This window comes from Cryobacterium sp. W22_MBD10_FK3 (assembly GCF_052113745.1).
GTDB lineage: Bacteria > Actinomycetota > Actinomycetes > Actinomycetales > Microbacteriaceae > Cryobacterium.
Map to the genome: position 1 here is coordinate 402,336 of NZ_JBGQOH010000001.1, position 17,349 is coordinate 419,684.

Consider the following 17,349-nt stretch of genomic DNA (forward strand, 5'->3'; position numbering starts at 1 on the left):
CTACGCTGAGCCATGTGTTCTCTATCCTGACCTCGACGCTTCGGCTGGCCGCCACCAGGTGGCCGGTCCTGCTGGCGTTGTACCTGGCCGGCTGGCTCGCCCGGTACCTGGTGATCGAGGTCGCCGCCTTCGCGGGCACCACGGACGCCCTGTCCGCATTCCTCATCATGCCCCTCGCCATCCTCGCCCGGCTGGCGAGCTTCATCGGGATGTTCCTGGTGCTGCGCCCCGGCATGCCCGCGTTCGCCGAGCTCGCCGCGAACGGCGAAGACGCGATCGACCGCACCCAGGACGCGCCGGCGGCCGCGACCGGGCCCAGTCTGCAGGACCTCTTCCTGGCGAGCATCCTGCCGTTCTTCGCCTTCTACGCCGCCTGGCAGTTCCTGCGCGAAGACACCCTGCAATACGCGGCCACAGCCCTGGGCAAGATCAACCCCTTCGAAGACACCGACACCTCGGCCGGGGTGCTCAACCTCGAACTCACCTGGGCATCAGGTGCGGCCATCGTGCTCGCATTCACCGGACGGTTCCTGCTCAAGCGATACAACGCCAGGTTGCCGCGCTGGACCGCCCTGCTGACGGTGTACCTCGAGGCCGTCTGGGTCTACCTCACCGTGTTCCTGATCAGCACCTACTTCGCGCAGTTCGACGCGTGGGTGGCGAATCGCGCCGCGATGCACTGGATGGCGGACCTGCGCGGCAGCGTCGGCGACGTCTTCGCGCCGATCGGTGTCGCCTGGGACGCCATCGCCTGGGGCATCGGCGAAGCCGGTGCGCTCGTTCTGCTCCCGGTCGCCTGGCTCGCCCTCGCGGGCATCGTCTACGGTCGCGCGCTCACCGCCGGGCCGTTGGGCCTGCGCGTGCCGACGAACCGGTACGCCGACAGGGTGCGAACCCGATACGCCCGCGTGCCCAAGGCCGTCTCCCGGCGCTTCATGGATGTCGGCGCCGGTTTCGTGGGCCGGTGGAAACCGCTCGCCAACGCCCTGACCCTGGTCTGGCGCGCCGGCGTGGTGCCGATGGGTATCTTCGTGCTCGCCTACACAGTCATCGAAGCGTCCGGGGCCTGGCTGGGCTTCGGCGCGACCCGGCTCATCGGTGCCCACGACCTGGAGTCGTGGTGGATGAACGTGGACGGTGCCCTCATCTTCGGACTCGATGTTCTGCTCGAGCCGCTGCGCATCTGCCTCATCGCCGCCGGCTACGACTACTGCCTGCGCCGGTTGAGCGAGCGGCGGGACGCGGCCGCCATCGCGGACCCTGTGCCCGCGTAACGACGGCGTCGCGGCTCAGTCGAGGGCAAAGCTGGCGTACTCGGGCAGCGCGTCTTCCACGTAGATATCGACGCTGAAGGCGGACGACTCCCCGGCATCGGTGGGAATGACGAACTCCGCGTCGAAGGTGTACCGGGTGCTCACCTCGGAACTGCACGAGGTGTGGGCCGACAGGGCGCCATCCAGGGAGATCGCTCCCCCGTTCGACCAGCGCCGTGTCGGTGTGTCTGCGCCGGACTCCTCCAGTCGCACCGCGCACAGGTCGGGCACGCCATCGGGCCCCGTACCGGTCGGGTCGACCAGGACGGTGACGACAAGGAGATCGGTGCCTGCGGGTAAGTCCCGCTCGCGCCCGGCGGCGCTGTCACCGAGCACGCGGTCGAATCCCTCGATGTGCCAGCGCGCGTTGCCGTACTCGAGAGTGTCGCCGGCCCGGACGTTCACGGGCCGGCTGGGCCAACCCTCGAAATAGCTGATCCACTGGGTCGCGAACATGATTCCCAGGGTCACCGGCAGCAGCACTACAACGGCCACGAGCCCACGGATGTTCCGCCTGAGCCATCCCACCGGCTTGTTCGTCACCGTGCGTGCGCCGTCAGGGCTTTCCTCCGTCACGGTTTCGTTCACCGGGCACCCCACTCAGGCACGTCCACGTCCAGGCTCTCCTGCACGGGGAGGTCCCCGAGGTCCACGGGCACCACGAGCAGCGAGTCCACCCGTGGGTCGGAGCTGATGGCGAACTCGAGGGTGGCGTCCGCTGCCGCGGTGCTCGACGCGACGTCCGCGGGGACTTCGAACATGAGCGGACCGGTCAGGGGAATGCCGGTGGCGAGTCTGCCGCCGACCACCGTCGCGGTGCGGCCCGGGCGGGTCGACGCGCTGAAATGGGTGTCGCCGACACGCAGCAGTGCCGTTCCGAATATGGCCATCTCGTCGGTCTCCACCGCCTCGACGCTGAGGTTCACCACCACCCACACCCCTGGTGTGCCTCCCGCCCAGCCGGTCCCGGCGGTCACGGCCTCCGTCACGGCCACAGAGTGCACGGTGGCCCGGATATTCCGGCCGGTGGCCGGCTCGCCCAGGGTGCCCGGCACGCTGATCGGCGACTGCTGCAGGTCTCGATCCGGGGTGGTGTGCAGCACGATCGCCGCCGCCGACAGGATGGCCACGAGCGCGGCACCGTTCGCGGCATGGCGCCAGCGCGGGGTTTTCAGGTTCATTCGGATACCCCCGCGCCCACGTCCCCCAGGGGCAGGTCGAGGGTGGCGGTCACCACGGGGTCGTCGTACAGGCCGCCGTAGGTGAGCTCCCCCTCGCTGATCTTGACCCTGTCCAGCAGTTGCACCTGAATCGAGTCCCCCTCCGCAACGGCGTCTCCGGCGACCTCCCAGATGAACGCCAGCTCGACGGGTACACCAGGCTGCACGGCCACCTCCCCGCTGCCGTCGTCGATCACCAGGATCCGGTACGGCGGGGTCGCCCCCGGCACGCCGGGCACCCTGCCGACCCGGAGGCTGTCGGCCGCGCCGGCAGCCAGCCGGAGCGGACCCGTGGTGGTGTTCTCCACCACCGCCCGCACGACGAGGAGTCGGTTGCCCTCCTCCGGAACGAGGAGCTGCTCGGGGAAGGCGTCGATCAGCAGCGCCTCGCTGACCGTGACGGTGAGCTCGGCGCCCACGTGGGTGGCACCGGGCTCGATGACAGGGGCCGCCTGCACCGGCGCGTCGTCAAGGCCGCCGAACACCGCGGAGAACGCCAGGAGCACCGCGGTGATCCCCGAGATCAGCCACGGCGTCGGCAGCTTGTCGAAGAGCCGCCTCGATCCGGCACGCCAGGAGAGGCGCTCACGGGGCGTGCCTCGGTTGGTCATGAGTCATAGTACCGAGCGAGCAGCATCGGTGCCTCCGCTGTTTCAGCGGGTTTCCGGCCGTGGTCACAACCGGCCGGCGGCTCACCGTTTCCGGCCTGCTGCACCGGCAATCCCCTCGCGAACACCGCCCGGATCAGCCCCTTCGGGGGGTCGACGTGCGGCGACGAGCACGGAATCGGCTAGATTGGATCTGCACTACTGAAGGCACCTCACCAACGACACGGTGCCGCTATTACCGAATCGGAGAGTCATGACCAGCGCTGACCGCGTTCCCGACAAGCCCGCCCTCGAAGGGCTGGAAGCGAAATGGGAAACCAGCTGGGAGGCGCAGGGCACCTACCGCTTCGACCGGGCCGGCGCCACCAAGGAGTCGATCTTCTCGATCGACACTCCCCCGCCCACAGCCTCCGGTTCGCTGCACATCGGCCACGTCTTCAGCTACACGCACACCGACGTCGTCGCCCGCTTTCAGCGCATGCGCGGCAAGAGCGTGTTCTACCCGATGGGCTGGGACGACAACGGCCTGCCCACCGAGCGCCGGGTGCAGAACTTCTACGGCGTGCGTTGCGACCCGTCGCTGCCGTACACCGCCGACTTCGTGCCCCCCTTCGAGGGTGGCGACGGCAAGAGCACCAAGGCCGCCGATCAGCTCCCCGTGAGCCGGCGCAACTTCATCGAGCTGTGCGAGCGCCTCACCGTTGAGGACGAGAAGCAGTTCGAAGAGCTGTGGCGCACCCTCGGCCTCTCGGTCGACTGGACGCAGAGCTACCGCACCATCGCGCCGGAATCGATCACGGCCTCCCAGCGTGCGTTCATCGGCAACGTCAACCGCGGCGAGGCGTACCAGGCCATGGCGCCGACCCTCTGGGACGTCACGTTCCGCACCGCCGTCGCCCAGGCCGAACTCGAAGACAAGGAGATGCCCGCCGCGTACCACCGGGTCTCCTTCCACAAGCCGGACGGCTCCACCATCGAGATCGAGACGACCCGGCCGGAGCTGCTCGCGGCCTGTGTCGCCCTCGTGGCGCATCCGGATGACGACAGGTACAAGCCGTTCTTCGGCAGCACGGTTCGCACCCCCGTCTTCGACGTCGAGATCCCGATTCTGGCCCACCACCTCGCCCAGAAGGACAAGGGTTCGGGCATTGCCATGATCTGCACCTTCGGCGACGTGACCGACGTGGTGTGGTGGCGCGAGCTCGATCTGCCCAACCGGGCGATCATGGGCTTCGACGGCCGCATCATCGCCGAAGCGCCCGACGTGATCGTCACCCCGGAGGCGCAGGCCGCGTATGCCCAGCTGGCCGGCAAGACCGTGTTCTCCGCCAAGCAGGCCATGGTCGAACTGCTCCGCGCGTCCGGTGACCTGATCGGCGAGCCCAAGCCGATCGTGCACCCGGTCAAATTCTTCGAGAAGGGTGACAAGCCCCTCGAGATCGTCTCCACCCGCCAGTGGTACATCCGCAACGGCGCCCGTGACGAGAAACTCCGGGCCCGCTTGATCGACCACGGAACCGCCCTGCAGTGGCATCCTGAGTTCATGCGCGTGCGCTACGAGAACTGGGTCAACGGCCTCACCGGTGACTGGCTGGTGTCGCGTCAGCGTTTCTTCGGCGTCCCGCTGCCGGTCTGGTACCCGCTCGACGCGGATGCCAACCCGGTGTTCGACCAGCCGATCATCGCCACCGCCGACCTGTTGCCTGTCGACCCGTCCTCCGACGTGGCCCCCGGCTTCACGGCCGAACAGCGCGGAGCCGCCAACGGTTTCGTCGGCGAAGTCGATGTGATGGACACCTGGGCGACGTCGTCTCTCACCCCTCAGCTCGCCGGCGGCTGGGAGCGCGACCCCGAACTCTTCGACCTGGTGTACCCGTACTCGTTGCGGCCCCAGGGCCAGGACATCATCCGCACCTGGTTGTTCTCCACTCTCCTGCGCGCCGAACTCGAGCACGGTGAATCGCCGTGGAAGCATGCCGCGCTGTCGGGCTTCATCGTCGACCCCGACCGCAAGAAGATGTCCAAGTCCAAGGGCAATGTGGTCACCCCGGCCGACGTGCTCGTGCAGCACGGCTCGGACGCCGTGCGGTACTGGGCGGCGTCGTCCCGCCTGGGCACGGATGCGGCGTTCGACCCGAAGAACCCCACCCAGATCAAGATCGGCCGCCGCCTGGCCATCAAGATCCTCAACGCCAGCAAGTTCATCCTCGGCTTTGCCGGCGATGACGCGGCCCCCGTGACCGAACCCATCGACAAGAGCATGCTCGCCAGGCTCGACGTCGTGGTCGGCCAGGCGACCGCGGCGTTCGAGGGCTTCGACCACGCTCGAGCCCTCGAACTCACCGAGAGCTTCTTCTGGACGTTCTGCGACGACTACCTCGAACTGGTCAAGGAACGCGCTTACGGCGAGACCGGACCGGAGCAGGCGTCGGCCGTGGCCGCGCTCCGCGTGGCGCTGTCGACGCTGCTGCGCCTGTTCGCCCCGTTCGTGCCGTTCGCCACCGAGGAAGCCTGGTCGTGGTCGAACGACGAGTCGGTGCACCGCGCGGTCTGGCCCGTCACCTCCGGCACGGCACCGGATGCCGGGAGCATCGCGCTCCTGGACCTGGCCAGCCGGGCGCTCACGGGCATCCGTCGGGCCAAGACCGACGCGAAGGCCTCACAGAAGTCCCCCGTCACCTCCGCCACGATCGGTGGACCGGAGGAAGAGGTGGCCCTGCTCGCTCAGGTGGCCGCCGACCTCAAAGCAGTAGGCCGCATCACGGACTTGACCTTCGTCAAGGCCGATGAATTGGTCGTCACTGATATCGTGCTCGCCACGGTGTCGGAAATCTAAAGGAGAACCGCATGTCAATCAAGGTCCGCCAGCTGGGCGACAAAGACTTCTTCCCGTGGCTCGGGCTCTTCGAAGGGTACAGCGAGTTCCACAAGAGCGACCTGACCGACGAGAAGGCCCTGCGCGTGTGGAGCTGGATCATCGACAAGAACCACGACCTCGACGGCGCTGTCGCGGTGGACGACAACGGCGACTTCGTCGGATTCACGCTGTACCGGGCGTTCCCCCGCACCCTCAGCGGCGATGTCGGCCTCTTCATCGACGATCTCTTCGTCGTGGCGGACGCCCGCGACGCCGGTGTCGACAAGGACCTGATGGCTTTCGCCACCGAGTACGCCAAGTCGCACGGCTACCGCGGCCTGCAGTGGATCACCGCCGCCGACGACAGCGCGGCGCAGAAGCTCTACGACGAGGTCGGCACCCGCACCAGCTGGGTCACCTACGAGGCAGAGGTCTAGCCATGCAGCTGGGAACCCGCTGGTCCCTCGGCGCAGAGCCGCCGGCCGGCCTGCCCGAGGTCGTCGTCATCGCGTTGCAAGCCGTGGAGGGTGACCTCGCCGCGCTGCCTGATGACACCAGCGCCTGGCGGTGGACGTTGACCTGGCTCGAGGGCAACCCCGTGATCGAACTCGACGACGGCACCGTCATCAGGTTCGACCCCCAGGAAGACAGCGCCACCATCACGCAGCCCGCCGTGGTTGTGGAAGACGACGAGGACTGGATCTGACCGGTCACCGGGTGGCGATGATCTCGCCCTGCGGAATGCCGAACCAGGCATCGGGGTCGTGCGCCCACTGATGCCAGGCCGCGCTGATCTCGTGCAGGTCGGCCAGCCGCGCTCCGGTCTCGATCGCCCGCGCGGCGAAGTCGGGCTCGGTCACCCGGGCGGCCCAGGACTCGCCCCACCACTCCCGCTCGGCCGCCGATGCGAAGCACCAGATTGAGGCGCTGCTGGTCACGTGCACGAAGCCGGCCTGCCGGGCCCAGGCCTTGAGCGCCCGTCCGGCGTCGGGATCACCCCCGCCCCTGGCATGCACCGCCCGGTAGACGGTCAGCCATCTCGTGAGCCCGGGCAGCCTGGGATACCAGGTCACGCCGCCATAGTCGGCGTCCCTGGCGGCCACGATGCCACCGTTTTTCAGCACCCTGCGCATTTCCCGCAGGGCCGCCACCGGGTTGTCGAGGTGTTGTAGCACCTGGTGTGCGTGCACGATGTCGACGGATGCGTCCGGAACCGGGATCGCGTGGCTGCCGGCGACCGTGAAGCGCGCGTTGTGCACCGACTCGTCATCGGCCAGGCCGGCGGCCTGTTGAACGGCAGCGGGCGACGTGTCTATACCGAGAACCGCACCCGGGGCCAGCCGACGGGCCAGGTCGACGGTGATGGTTCCGGGACCGCACATGACGTCGACCAGGGTGAGCCCGGCGCGCAGGTGCGGCAGCAGATACGCCGCGGAGTTCGCGGCGGTGCGCCAGGTGAGCACCCGCGGAAGGTGTTCCCGGCCGCCCAGCCGGTCGTCTCGAGGTGCGGTTTCCTGTCGCTCCGGGGTGTCGGTCATGCGCACACCTTACGTCGCCGAGTGCTCCAGCGCGCCGAAAGGAGTGCCGGGGGCGACACTAGGCTGGGGCGATGGCCGACTCTTCGAACCCCTTCCTCGCTCCCAGCACCCTGCCGTACCAGCTGCCGCCGTTCGCAGCGATTCGCAACGAGCACTTCAGGCCGGCGTTCGACGCCGGCATGGCCGAGCAGCTCGCCGAGATCGCGGCGATCACGTCGGATGCGTCGGAACCGACCATCGAGAACACCCTCGTGGCCCTCGAACGCAGCGGCCAGGTGCTGCAGCGGGTGGCCACGGTGTTCTTCGCGCTGAGCTCGTCGGACTCCACCGAGTTCGGCACGGCCCTGGAAGAAGAACTCGCACCGCTGCTCGCGACCCACACCGACGCCATCCGGCTGGACCCGGCCCTGTACAGCCGGATCGCTGACCTGTATGAACAACGCGGCACGCTGGACCTCGACCCCGAAACCGCCTATCTGCTCGAGCGCTACTACACCGAGTACACCCTGGCCGGGGCGGCGCTGGCCGATCCAGACAAGGCGGCGCTGCGCGAGCTCAACATGCGCCTGTCCACCCTGACCACCCGGTTCGAGAAGAACCTGCTGGCCGACACGAACGCCCTGGCCGTGGTGATCGACGACGTCGCCGAGCTCGACGGTCTGGGCGAGAGCGAGATCTCGGCCGCCGCCGAAGCCGCCTCCGAACGCGGTCTGAGCGGCAAGTACGTGATCACCCTGGTGCTGCCCACCAGCCACCCCTACCTCGCCTCGCTCACCAATCGGGCTGTGCGCGAACGCCTCCTGACCGCATCGAGGTCCAGGGGCATCCGCGGCGGGGACCACGACAACCGCGACCTGGTGCTCGAGATCACCCGCCTGCGGGCTCAGCGTGCCCGGCTGCTCGGGTTCACCAGCCACGCCGCCTATGTCACGGCAGACGAGACCGCGAAGTCCCCCGAAGCCGTCGCCGACATGCTGGAGAGGCTCGCGCCCGCGGCGGCACTGAACGCCCGCGCCGAGCAGGAGGCCCTGCAGGCCGCGGTGCGGGATTCCGGCGGCGACTTCGACCTCGCCGCCTGGGACTGGGCCTTCTACACCGAAAAAGTTCGTCAGGCCAGGTACGACGTCGACACGAGCGCCATGCGCCCGTACTTCGAGTTGGAGCGGGTGCTGCACGACGGGGTCTTCTACGCCGCAACCCGTCTCTACGGGATCACGTTCGCCGAACGGCCCGACCTCACGGCCTGGAACCCCGAGGCCCGGGTCTTCGAGGTGAGCAACGAGGACGGCTCACCGGTGGGCCTGTACATCGCCGATTTCTACACCCGCGACTCCAAGCGCGGTGGCGCCTGGATGAACGCCCTGGTCTCGCAGTCCACCCTGCTGGGCACCCCCACCATCGTCACGAACAACCTCAATGTGCCCAAGCCGGCCGCCGGCTCCCCCACCCTGCTGAGCTTCGACGAGGTGACCACCCTCTTCCACGAATTCGGGCACGCGTTGCACGGCCTCTTCGCGCAGGTGACCTACCCGCGTTTTGCGGGCACCAACGTCTACCGGGACTTCGTCGAATTCCCCAGCCAGGTCAACGAGATGTGGATGCTCTGGCCGGAGGTGCTGGCGAACTACGCCAGGCACTTCCGCACCAACGAGTCGATGCCCCAGGAGCTCGTCGACCGCATCCGTGAGTCGGCGACCTTCAACGAGGGCTTCGCCACCAGTGAGTACCTGGCCGCCGCGCTGCTCGACCAGGCCTGGCACCGGATCGGCGCCGACGACACCGTCACGGATGTGGCCGCGTTCGAGGCCGCCGCCCTGGCCGCGGTGGACCTGGACAACCCCGTGGTGCCCACCCGCTATGCGAGCACCTATTTCGCGCACACCTTCTCCGGCGGGTACGACGCCGGCTACTACTCCTACATCTGGAGCGAGGTGCTCGACGCCGACACCGTGGCCTGGTTCACCGAGAACGGCGGCCTCACCAGGGCCAACGGTGACAGGTTCCGCGACCGCCTGCTCGGTGTGGGAGGCAGCGGCGACCCCCTGGCCGCCTACCGTTCCTTCCGCGGCCGGGATGCGCGCATCCAGCCCCTGCTCGACCGCCGCGGCCTCAACTAGCCGCAACTGGTCCCCGTGCGGACAATTGTGGCCGGCGCACCGGCCACAATTGTCCGCTTCGGCACCAGTTGCCGGGGGTGAACGCAGAACCGCCCCCGACACGAGGTCGGGGGCGGTTCGGTAGAGCGGGTCTGGCTAGGCCGACTTGTCTTCGCGGCGGGCCTTGTGCAGCACGATGGTGGGTGCCGCATTGTCGAGCACAGACTCACGGGTGACGATGACCCTGGCGACATCCGTGGCGGACGGCACCTCGAACATGATCGGGCCGAGCACCTCCTCCATGATGGCGCGGAGGCCGCGGGCACCGGTCTTGCGGAGCACCGCGAGGTCGGCGATGGCCTCGAGAGCGGGCTGCTCGAAGTCGAGCTCCACCCCGTCGAGCTCGAACATGCGCTGATATTGGCGAACCAGGGCGTTCTTGGGCACGGTGAGAATCTGCATCAACGCCACCTGGTCGAGCTGGGTGACCGTGGTCACCACCGGCAGCCGGCCGATGAACTCGGGGATCAACCCGAACTTGTGCAGGTCTTCCGGCAGCACCTCGCTGAAGAGGTTGATGTCGTCACCCTTGCTGTGCAGCGGGGCGCCGAACCCGATGCCCTTCTTGCCGGCACGCTGGGAGATGATGTCGTCGAGCCCGGCGAAGGCGCCGGCCACGATGAAGAGCACGTTCGTGGTGTCCACCTGGATGAACTCCTGGTGCGGATGCTTGCGCCCGCCCTGCGGCGGCACCGAGGCGACGGTGCCCTCGAGGATCTTCAGGAGGGCCTGCTGCACGCCCTCCCCCGACACGTCGCGGGTGATCGACGGGTTCTCGGCCTTGCGGGCGATCTTGTCGATCTCGTCGATGTAGATGATGCCGGTCTCGGCACGCTTCACGTCGTAGTCGGCGGCCTGGATGAGTTTGAGGAGGATGTTCTCCACGTCTTCGCCCACGTAGCCGGCCTCGGTCAACGCCGTCGCATCCGCCACCGCGAACGGCACATTGAGCCGTTTGGCCAGAGTCTGCGCGAGGTAGGTCTTGCCGCAACCGGTCGGGCCGATCAGCAGGATGTTGGACTTGGCGATCTCGACGTCGTCGTGGATGGCGTCGGCCGCGGTGAGCGTGGCGCGGCTGCGCACCCGCTTGTAGTGGTTGTACACGGCAACGGCGAGGGCGCGCTTGGCAGCCTCCTGCCCGATGACGTACTCCTCGAGGAATCCGAAGATCTCCCGGGGCTTGGGCAGCTCGAACTCGCTGCCGGCTTCTTCGGCTCCGGCCTCGGCCAGGCGTTCTTCGATGATCTCGTTGCAGAGCTCAACGCATTCATCGCAGATGTACACGCCGGGTCCGGCAATGAGCTGCTGCACCTGCTTCTGGCTCTTTCCGCAGAAAGAACACTTCAACAGGTCGGCGCTCTCGCCTATTCGGGCCATCCGTGAGCCTCCTCCATCAGTGACGCTGAATTCGAGCCTAGCTGGTGCGTGTGACAGATGCGTGCACCCGCGGCACAAAGCGAAACGGCGCGCCGCCCGCTGGCGACGCGCCGTTTGGCGAACAGGCTGGCCAGAGCGCCAACCGGTTCCGGGATGACTACTTGACCAGCGTGGGAACGTTCTTGCGGCTGGTCAGGATCTGGTCGATCAGGCCGTACTCGAGGGCCTCGCGGGCGCCGAGGATCTTGTCGCGGTCGATGTCCTTGTGCACCTGCTCCTTGTCGCGGTTGGAGTGGTGGGCGAGGGTCTCTTCGAGCCATTCACGCATCCGCTGGATCTCGGCTGCCTGGATCTCGATGTCAGACGCCTGTCCGCCGCCCTGGCCGCCGGCCGAAGGCTGGTGGATGAGGATGCGCGCGTTCGGCAATGCGAGGCGCTTGCCCGGGGTGCCACCGGCGAGCAGCACGGCAGCCGCGGAGGCCGCCTGTCCCAGGCACACGGTCTGGATGTGCGGACGGATGTACTGCATGGTGTCGTAGATCGCCGTCATGGCGGTGAACGAACCACCGGGCGAGTTGATGTACATGACGATGTCGCGGTCGGGGTCCTGGCTCTCGAGCACGAGAAGCTGAGCCATGACGTCGTCGGCGGACGCGTCGTCCACCTGCACGCCGAGGAAGATGATGCGGTCCTCGAAGAGCTTGGCGTACGGGTCCTGGCGCTTGTAGCCGTATGCGGTTCGTTCCTCGAAGGTCGGGAGGATGTAGCGCGACTGCGGGGCCTGAGGTGCCATCCCGCCGGCCTGCTGGCCGAAATTAGTGAATTCCATGTTCTGCCCGTCCTACTTCTTGTTCACTGAATCGTCGGTACCGCCGCCGCCGACCACTTCCGACGCAGATTTGCGCAGGTGGTCGACGAAACCGTAGTCCAGGGCTTCCTGGGCGGTGAACCAGTTGTCCCGGTCGTTGTCGATGAGGATCTGCTCGACCGACTTGCCGGTCTGCTCGGCCGTGAGTTCGGCCATGCGCTTCTTCATGTCCAGGATGACCTTGGCCTGGGTCTGGATGTCGGCGGCGGTGCCGCCGAAGCCACCGGACGGCTGGTGCAGCAGCACGCGCGCGTTCGGCGTGATGTAGCGCTTGCCCTTGGTGCCGGAGGAGAGCAGGAACTGGCCCATCGAGGCGGCCAGTCCGATACCCACCGTGACGATGTCGTTCGATACGAACTTCATCGTGTCGTAGATCGCCATGCCCGCGGTGATCGAGCCACCGGGTGAGTTGATGTAAAGGAAGATGTCCCGCTGAGAGTCCTCTGCGGCCAGCAGCAGGATCTTGGCACAAATCTCGTTGGCGTTGTCGTCGCGCACCTCTGAGCCGAGCCAGATGATGCGGTCGTTCAGCAGCCGGTCAAAAACGCCGGGTGTAAGTGCCATTTCGGCCATGTCGCGCTCCGTTTCGCTTGTCGCTTCAGAATGAATCTATAGGGTCCAACGCGCGCAAAAGGCTCTGTTCGCCCTCGGCAGATTCACGCGCCGGCCCGACACGCAAAACGGGCCGGATGTCCGTGGACATCCGACCCGTTTCCTCACGCCATCAGGCGTCAGGGTTACTTCTTTGCTGCAGCCTTCTTCTTCGGCTTGGCCTCGGCGGCCGGTGCCTCCTCGACGGAGTCGTCAGCCGCTGCCTCGGCGGCTTCGTCAGAAGCTGCCTCGTCGGTGGCCGCATCCGCTGCAGGCTCGTCGTCGACGACGGCCGTGAACTCGGACAGGTCGACGGTGGCGCCGTTGGAGTCGGTCACCTCGGCCTTGCCCAGGGCGATGGCGAGAGCCTTGTTACGGGCGACCTCGGCGACCATGGACGGGATCTGGCCGTTGCCGGACAGGGCCTGAACGAACTCGCTCGGGTCCATGCCGTACTGCGAGGCACCCTGGATCAGGTACTGGGTGAGCTCGTCCTGGCTGACCTTGACCTTCTCGGCCTCGGCGATGGTGTCGAGCAGGATCTGCTGACGGAAGGTCTTCTCGCTGGCCTCGGTGACCTCGGCGCGGTGAGTCTCGTCTTCGAGGCGGTTCTCGCCCTCGAGGTGACGGTGCACCTCGTCGGCGATGATCGCCTCGGGGATCGGGACCTCGACGGAGGAGAGCAGCTGCTCGATGAGCAGCTCGCGGGCCTGGTTGCCCTGACCGAAGACCTTGGAGCGGCCGACCTGAACCTTCAGGCTCTCGGTGAGCTCCGCGATGGTGTCGAACTCGCTGGCGATCTGCGCGAAGTCGTCGTCGGCGGTGGGAAGCTCGCGCTCCTTGACGGCGATGACGGTCACGGTGATCTCCGCGGTCTCACCCTCGTGCTCGCCGCCGAGCAGCTTCGAGTTGAAGGTGGTGGTCTCACCGGCGGTGAGCGACTCGAGGGCCTCGTCGATGCCCTCGATGAGGTCACCGGAGCCGACCTCGTAGGAGATGCCGCTGGCGTTGTCGACCTCGACACCGTTGACGGATGCGACGAGGTCGATCTGGGCGAAGTCACCCGTGGTGGCGGGACGCTCGACGGTGATCAGCGTGCCGAAGCGGCTGCGCAGGGTGTTGAGCTCCTCGGTGACCTCGTCATCGGAGATCTCGACGGCGTCGACGGTGAGCTTGAGGCCCTCGTAGGCGGGCAGGTCGATCTCGGGACGCACGTCGACCTCGATGGCCAGCAGCAGGTCTCCGGAGAAGTCCTTGTCGCTGGGCCATTCGACGATGTCGGCCTCGGGGCGGCCGAGCGGGCGCAGCTTGTGCTCGTCGACGGCCGAGCGGTAGAAACCGTCGAGGCTCTCGTTGACGGCGTGCTCCAGCACGGCGGACTTACCGACGCGCTGGTCGATGATGGGCGGCGGAACCTTGCCCTTGCGGAAGCCGGGGATGTTGATGTCCTCGGCAATGTGCCCGTAGGCGTGGGTGATGCTGGGCTTCAGCTCTTCAGGGGTCACCGAGATGGTGACCCTGGCGCGCGTGGGGCTCAGCTTTTCGACCGTGGACTTCACGTTAAGATCTCCTGTGTTCGACAGATGTGCAGGGGGGTGATGGTCGGGGCGACAGGATTCGAACCTGCGACCTCTCGGTCCCAAACCGAGCGCTCTACCAAGCTGAGCTACGCCCCGGATGTCATCTCAACCCGTTGGGGCCATCAGCTTGGCGCGCAGACTCACGCGACAGGCGGATTGACCTCCGTCAGTCTAGTGCACGTGTCGAAGCCTGGGGCGTCCCTGAGGGTATTCCGGGCGCGTTCCGGCCAGCTTTGGGGCCGGTTTGGGGCCGTCGTCGGCCTGCGGGAAAACCTGCGCCGAAACCTGTACTACGATATTCGAGTGCCAGCACGTGTGGCACATGGGGATGTAGCTCAATGGTAGAGCCTCAGTTTTCCAAACTGATGGCGCGGGTTCGATTCCCGTCATCCCCTCCAGATAGTGCAACTGCGCCCCGTGCGGACAAGTGGTCCCGGTGCGCCGGGTGCTTTCGTCCGCACCGGGACCAGTTGCCCGGTCTCGGGCCCGGGGTGCGAGCGAGCCCGAGCCGCCGTCAGGCGAAGGCGTAGCTGACGCCGGTCAGGCGTTCGCTCTCGGTCCAGAGCCGGCGGGCGTCGTCGAGGTTCTGCGCGCGCTTGGACCGCGTCACCGGCACCGGATGCCCGTGCTGCTGGCCCAGGCCCTCCGGACCCACGAACGAGTTGCCGGCCAGACCCGGCAGGGTGGCCGCGTACAGGGTGGGCAGCGCACCCCACACCGCCGGCTGGGCGAACTCGCGGGTGAGCGTGGCGATGAGCCGGCTGCGCCTGGTCGTGCTGTCGGCGCCACGCATCGCTGGGCCGGCGGTCTGCAGGTTCGTCAGTGCGAAACCCGGATGCGCCGCCATCGCCCGCAGCCCGAGCCTGGCGGCGGTCGCCCGGCGCTGCAACTCGCCGGTGAAGAGCAGGTTCGCGAGCTTGCTCTGGCCGTAGGCAGGCCAGGCCCAGTAGCGTTTGGCGCCCATCAGGTCGTCGAAGTTCATCTTGCCGATGCGGTGCACGGTGGAGGACAGGGTCACCACGCGGGCATCCGGGCCGGCCGACAGCAGCGGCAGCAGCCGACCGGTGAGAGCGAAGTGGCCCAGGTGATTGGTGCCGAACTGCATCTCGAAGCCGTCGGCCGTCTGCCGCCGGGGCAGGTTCATCACGCCGGCGTTGTTCACCAGAAGATCAAGCCGGCCGACATCGGCCGTGTACTGGTCGGCGAACGCGGCGATGGAGTCGAGGCCGGCCAGGTCGAGCACCCGCACGGTGAGCTCGGCGTCGGGCAGGCGGTCACGCATCCGTTCCACCGCGGCCGCTCCCCTGGCGGCGTCGCGCACCGCGAGGGTGACGGATGCGCCGTGCGCGGCGAGCTGCGCCGCGGTCACGAACCCGAGGCCGGAGTTGGCCCCGGTCACGATGGCGCTCGTTCCGGTGAGGTCGGGGATCTTGTCTTCGGTCCAGCCGTACCCGAGTTTCGGTTCCATGATCAGGCCAGGCCGAGGGTGTCGAGGGAGGCGCGCAAGGTCGCGGCCGAGTGCTCGAAGAGCGCCTGTTCCTTGGCCGAGAACGGCACGTCGATGACGCGGGCGATGCCGCTGGCGTCGATCACGCTGGGCACGGACAGGGCCACCCGGCTCACCCCGCGGTAGTCGGTGAGCACCGAGCTGACCGGCAGCACGGCGCCTTCGTCGCGCAGGATGGCCTCCACGATGCGGGCGCCGGAGAGCCCGATGGCGTAGTTGGTGGCGCCCTTGCCTTCGATCACCCTGTAGGCGGCGTTCTTGACGTCGTCGGCGATGGACTCGAACTCCGCCTCGGTGAACGGCACCGACCCGGTGGACCCGGCGGGCCCCGCCACGCCGCGGGACAGCATCCAGTCGGCCAGCGAGATCGGGCCGATGCGCGCCTGCGACCAGAGCGGGAACTCGGAGTCGCCGTGTTCGCCGACGATGAGGGCGTGCACATTGCTGATCGCGACGCCGACCCGTTCGGAGAGCATCCAGCGCAGCCTGGAGGAGTCCAGCACGGTGCCGGAGCCGAACACCCGAGCCGGCGGCAACCCGCTGAACTGCTGGGCGGCCACGGCGAGCACGTCGACGGGGTTGGTCACCAGCACGAAGATGGCGTCCGGGGCGCGCTGCACGAGCTTGGGCATAAGGTCCCGCAGAATCTCCACGTTCACGCCGGCCATCTCCAGACGGGACTGGCCGGGATGCTGGCGGGCGCCGGCGGTGATCACCACGACGTTCGCGCCGCTGACCACGTCGAGGTCGTCGCCGCCGGTGACCCTGGACGCGCCGGTGAACTGGGTGCCGTGCGCCAGGTCGAGCACCTCGGCGGCGACCTTGGCCGAGTTGATGTCGTAGAGGGCCACCTCCCTGGCCGATTCCCGGATCAGGGCCGCGTAGGCCAGGGACGTGCCAACGGCACCGGCGCCGACGATGGCCAGCTTGGAGTTCTCAATCACGCTCATGGTCCCAGTGTGCTCTATCCAGGCATCGGTCCCGGCACTGTTCGGCCCGACCGATGGGGGCCACTATGGCTGTATGTCTCACGAGGAACCGGCGTCCGACCGGTCAGCCCCCGAGGTTTCGCCGTCTGTGCGCGCGCAGTTGCTCGCCACGGAGCACTGGAGTCTGCTCGCCTCCCGCAGCACCACCCAGGGTGAGGTGCTCACCCGGATCAGCATGTTCCTCTACCTGGTTTCGGCCGGGCTGGTCAGCCTGGCCCTGGCCGGTCAGGCGACCGACTTCGACGAGGGTTTCCCCGGCATCGCGTTGACGCTGCTCGGCATCATCCTGCTGGTGGGCGTGTTGACCCAGGTGCGGGTGATCAACGTGGCGCTGGAAGACCTCACCTACGTGCTGGCGATGAATCGGCTGCGCGGGGCCTACGCCGAACTGGATCCCGGCATCGGCCGCTACTTCATGGCGTCCAGGTTCGACGACATGCCAGGTTCGCAGACCACGTACTACTTTCTGGGCGCCCGCAACTGGAGCCAGGTGCTCGGCAGCAGCATGGTGTTCATCATGGCCGTGAACTCGGCGCTGCTGGGGTTGCTCCTGGCCGGCGTCACCCTGGCCGTGGGCTGGCCGACCTGGCTCTGTGTACTCGTGGCCGTGCTGGGTGGTCTGGGTTTCATGATCGGTTCGATGAATCTGGGCTACACGCGCTACCTCGACCTCTGGCGCCATCACACGCCGCTCTATCCCTCCCCGGCCCCGCCCGGCGGGCGCTCAGGGGCCGCCGGGTGACGC

The 17,349-nt window shown here is 67.7% G+C and carries 16 protein-coding genes and 2 tRNA genes; 7 read left to right on the forward strand and 11 right to left on the reverse strand.

Going from position 1 to position 17,349, the window contains the following annotated elements; genetic code table 11:
• Nucleotides 1-14: 14 nt before the first annotated feature.
• On the forward strand, nt 15-1,274 hold the full coding sequence (locus ACEN2M_RS01870; protein WP_441646409.1) for a hypothetical protein: 1,260 nt from the start codon (nt 15-17) through the stop codon (nt 1,272-1,274).
• A gap of 15 nt (nt 1,275-1,289) precedes the next feature.
• On the opposite strand, the gene ACEN2M_RS01875 is transcribed toward ACEN2M_RS01870, so the two are convergent.
• Genes ACEN2M_RS01875 through ACEN2M_RS01885 form a run of 3 tightly spaced genes read right to left on the reverse strand, consistent with a single transcriptional unit; the run spans nt 1,290 to nt 3,144 of the window.
• Nucleotides 1,290-1,901, reverse strand: a complete 612-nt coding sequence (locus ACEN2M_RS01875; protein ID WP_441646410.1) for a hypothetical protein — start codon at nt 1,899-1,901, stop codon at nt 1,290-1,292.
• Nucleotides 1,898-2,494, reverse strand: coding sequence for a hypothetical protein (locus ACEN2M_RS01880; RefSeq protein ID WP_441646411.1), 597 nt, complete (start codon nt 2,492-2,494; stop codon nt 1,898-1,900). The genes ACEN2M_RS01875 and ACEN2M_RS01880 overlap by 4 nt, the downstream gene beginning before the upstream one ends.
• Nucleotides 2,491-3,144 carry a hypothetical protein gene (locus ACEN2M_RS01885; RefSeq protein ID WP_441646412.1) on the reverse strand — a complete coding sequence of 218 codons (654 nt, stop codon included), beginning with the start codon at nt 3,142-3,144 and terminating at the stop codon, nt 2,491-2,493. Before ACEN2M_RS01885 ends, ACEN2M_RS01880 begins: the two co-directional genes overlap by 4 nt.
• Before the next feature lie 250 nt (nt 3,145-3,394).
• Here ACEN2M_RS01885 and valS point away from each other — a divergent pair, with 250 nt between their 5' ends.
• From valS to ACEN2M_RS01900, 3 genes are read left to right on the forward strand one after another with little or no spacing between them, the layout of a single operon-like run.
• Nucleotides 3,395-5,977 (forward strand): valine--tRNA ligase, encoded by a 2,583-nt coding sequence (valS, locus tag ACEN2M_RS01890; RefSeq protein ID WP_441646413.1) that lies wholly within the window; start codon nt 3,395-3,397, stop codon nt 5,975-5,977.
• An 11-nt stretch (nt 5,978-5,988) separates the two neighbouring features.
• Nucleotides 5,989-6,435 carry a GNAT family N-acetyltransferase gene (locus ACEN2M_RS01895; RefSeq protein ID WP_441646414.1) on the forward strand — a complete coding sequence of 149 codons (447 nt, stop codon included), beginning with the start codon at nt 5,989-5,991 and terminating at the stop codon, nt 6,433-6,435.
• 2 nt (nt 6,436-6,437) lie between these two features.
• Nucleotides 6,438-6,704: a hypothetical protein gene (locus ACEN2M_RS01900; protein WP_441646415.1), complete on the forward strand. Its 267-nt coding sequence runs from the start codon at nt 6,438-6,440 to the stop codon at nt 6,702-6,704.
• A 4-nt stretch (nt 6,705-6,708) separates the two neighbouring features.
• On the opposite strand, the gene ACEN2M_RS01905 is transcribed toward ACEN2M_RS01900, so the two are convergent.
• Nucleotides 6,709-7,536: a methyltransferase domain-containing protein gene (locus ACEN2M_RS01905; RefSeq protein WP_441646416.1), complete on the reverse strand. Its 828-nt coding sequence runs from the start codon at nt 7,534-7,536 to the stop codon at nt 6,709-6,711.
• Nucleotides 7,537-7,607: 71 nt separating this feature from the next.
• On the opposite strand from ACEN2M_RS01905, the gene ACEN2M_RS01910 reads away from it, so the two are divergent.
• Nucleotides 7,608-9,653, forward strand: coding sequence for a M3 family metallopeptidase (locus ACEN2M_RS01910; RefSeq protein WP_441646417.1), 2,046 nt, complete (start codon nt 7,608-7,610; stop codon nt 9,651-9,653).
• Between the two features lie 135 nt (nt 9,654-9,788).
• Here the strand turns inward: ACEN2M_RS01910 and clpX are convergent, their stop codons facing one another.
• The 5 genes from clpX to ACEN2M_RS01935 form a co-directional block, all read right to left on the reverse strand.
• A complete protein-coding gene (gene clpX / locus ACEN2M_RS01915) occupies nt 9,789-11,069 on the reverse strand; it encodes an ATP-dependent Clp protease ATP-binding subunit ClpX (protein ID WP_441646418.1) in 1,281 nt (426 codons plus the stop codon).
• A 157-nt stretch (nt 11,070-11,226) separates the two neighbouring features.
• On the reverse strand, nt 11,227-11,898 hold the full coding sequence (locus ACEN2M_RS01920; RefSeq protein WP_441646419.1) for an ATP-dependent Clp protease proteolytic subunit: 672 nt from the start codon (nt 11,896-11,898) through the stop codon (nt 11,227-11,229).
• Nucleotides 11,899-11,910: 12 nt separating this feature from the next.
• Nucleotides 11,911-12,510, reverse strand: coding sequence for an ATP-dependent Clp protease proteolytic subunit (locus ACEN2M_RS01925; RefSeq protein WP_441646420.1), 600 nt, complete (start codon nt 12,508-12,510; stop codon nt 11,911-11,913).
• A gap of 164 nt (nt 12,511-12,674) precedes the next feature.
• A complete protein-coding gene (tig, locus tag ACEN2M_RS01930; RefSeq protein WP_441646421.1) occupies nt 12,675-14,087 on the reverse strand; it encodes a trigger factor in 1,413 nt (470 codons plus the stop codon).
• 40 nt (nt 14,088-14,127) lie between these two features.
• Nucleotides 14,128-14,204, reverse strand: a tRNA-Pro gene (locus tag ACEN2M_RS01935).
• Nucleotides 14,205-14,432: 228 nt separating this feature from the next.
• Here ACEN2M_RS01935 and ACEN2M_RS01940 point away from each other — a divergent pair.
• Nucleotides 14,433-14,506: transfer RNA gene (locus ACEN2M_RS01940), tRNA-Gly, on the forward strand.
• Nucleotides 14,507-14,622: 116 nt separating this feature from the next.
• Here ACEN2M_RS01940 and ACEN2M_RS01945 read toward each other — a convergent pair.
• Together ACEN2M_RS01945 and ACEN2M_RS01950 are read right to left on the reverse strand one after the other, a co-directional pair.
• A complete protein-coding gene (locus ACEN2M_RS01945) occupies nt 14,623-15,576 on the reverse strand; it encodes an oxidoreductase (protein WP_441646422.1) in 954 nt (317 codons plus the stop codon).
• Between the two features lie 2 nt (nt 15,577-15,578).
• Complete coding sequence (locus ACEN2M_RS01950; protein WP_441646423.1) at nt 15,579-16,565, reverse strand: L-lactate dehydrogenase; 987 nt, start codon at nt 16,563-16,565, stop codon at nt 15,579-15,581.
• Between the two features lie 73 nt (nt 16,566-16,638).
• Here ACEN2M_RS01950 and ACEN2M_RS01955 point away from each other — a divergent pair, with 73 nt between their 5' ends.
• Nucleotides 16,639-17,346, forward strand: coding sequence for a hypothetical protein (locus tag ACEN2M_RS01955; protein WP_441646424.1), 708 nt, complete (start codon nt 16,639-16,641; stop codon nt 17,344-17,346).
• The last annotated feature ends 3 nt before the right edge of the window (nt 17,347-17,349 follow it).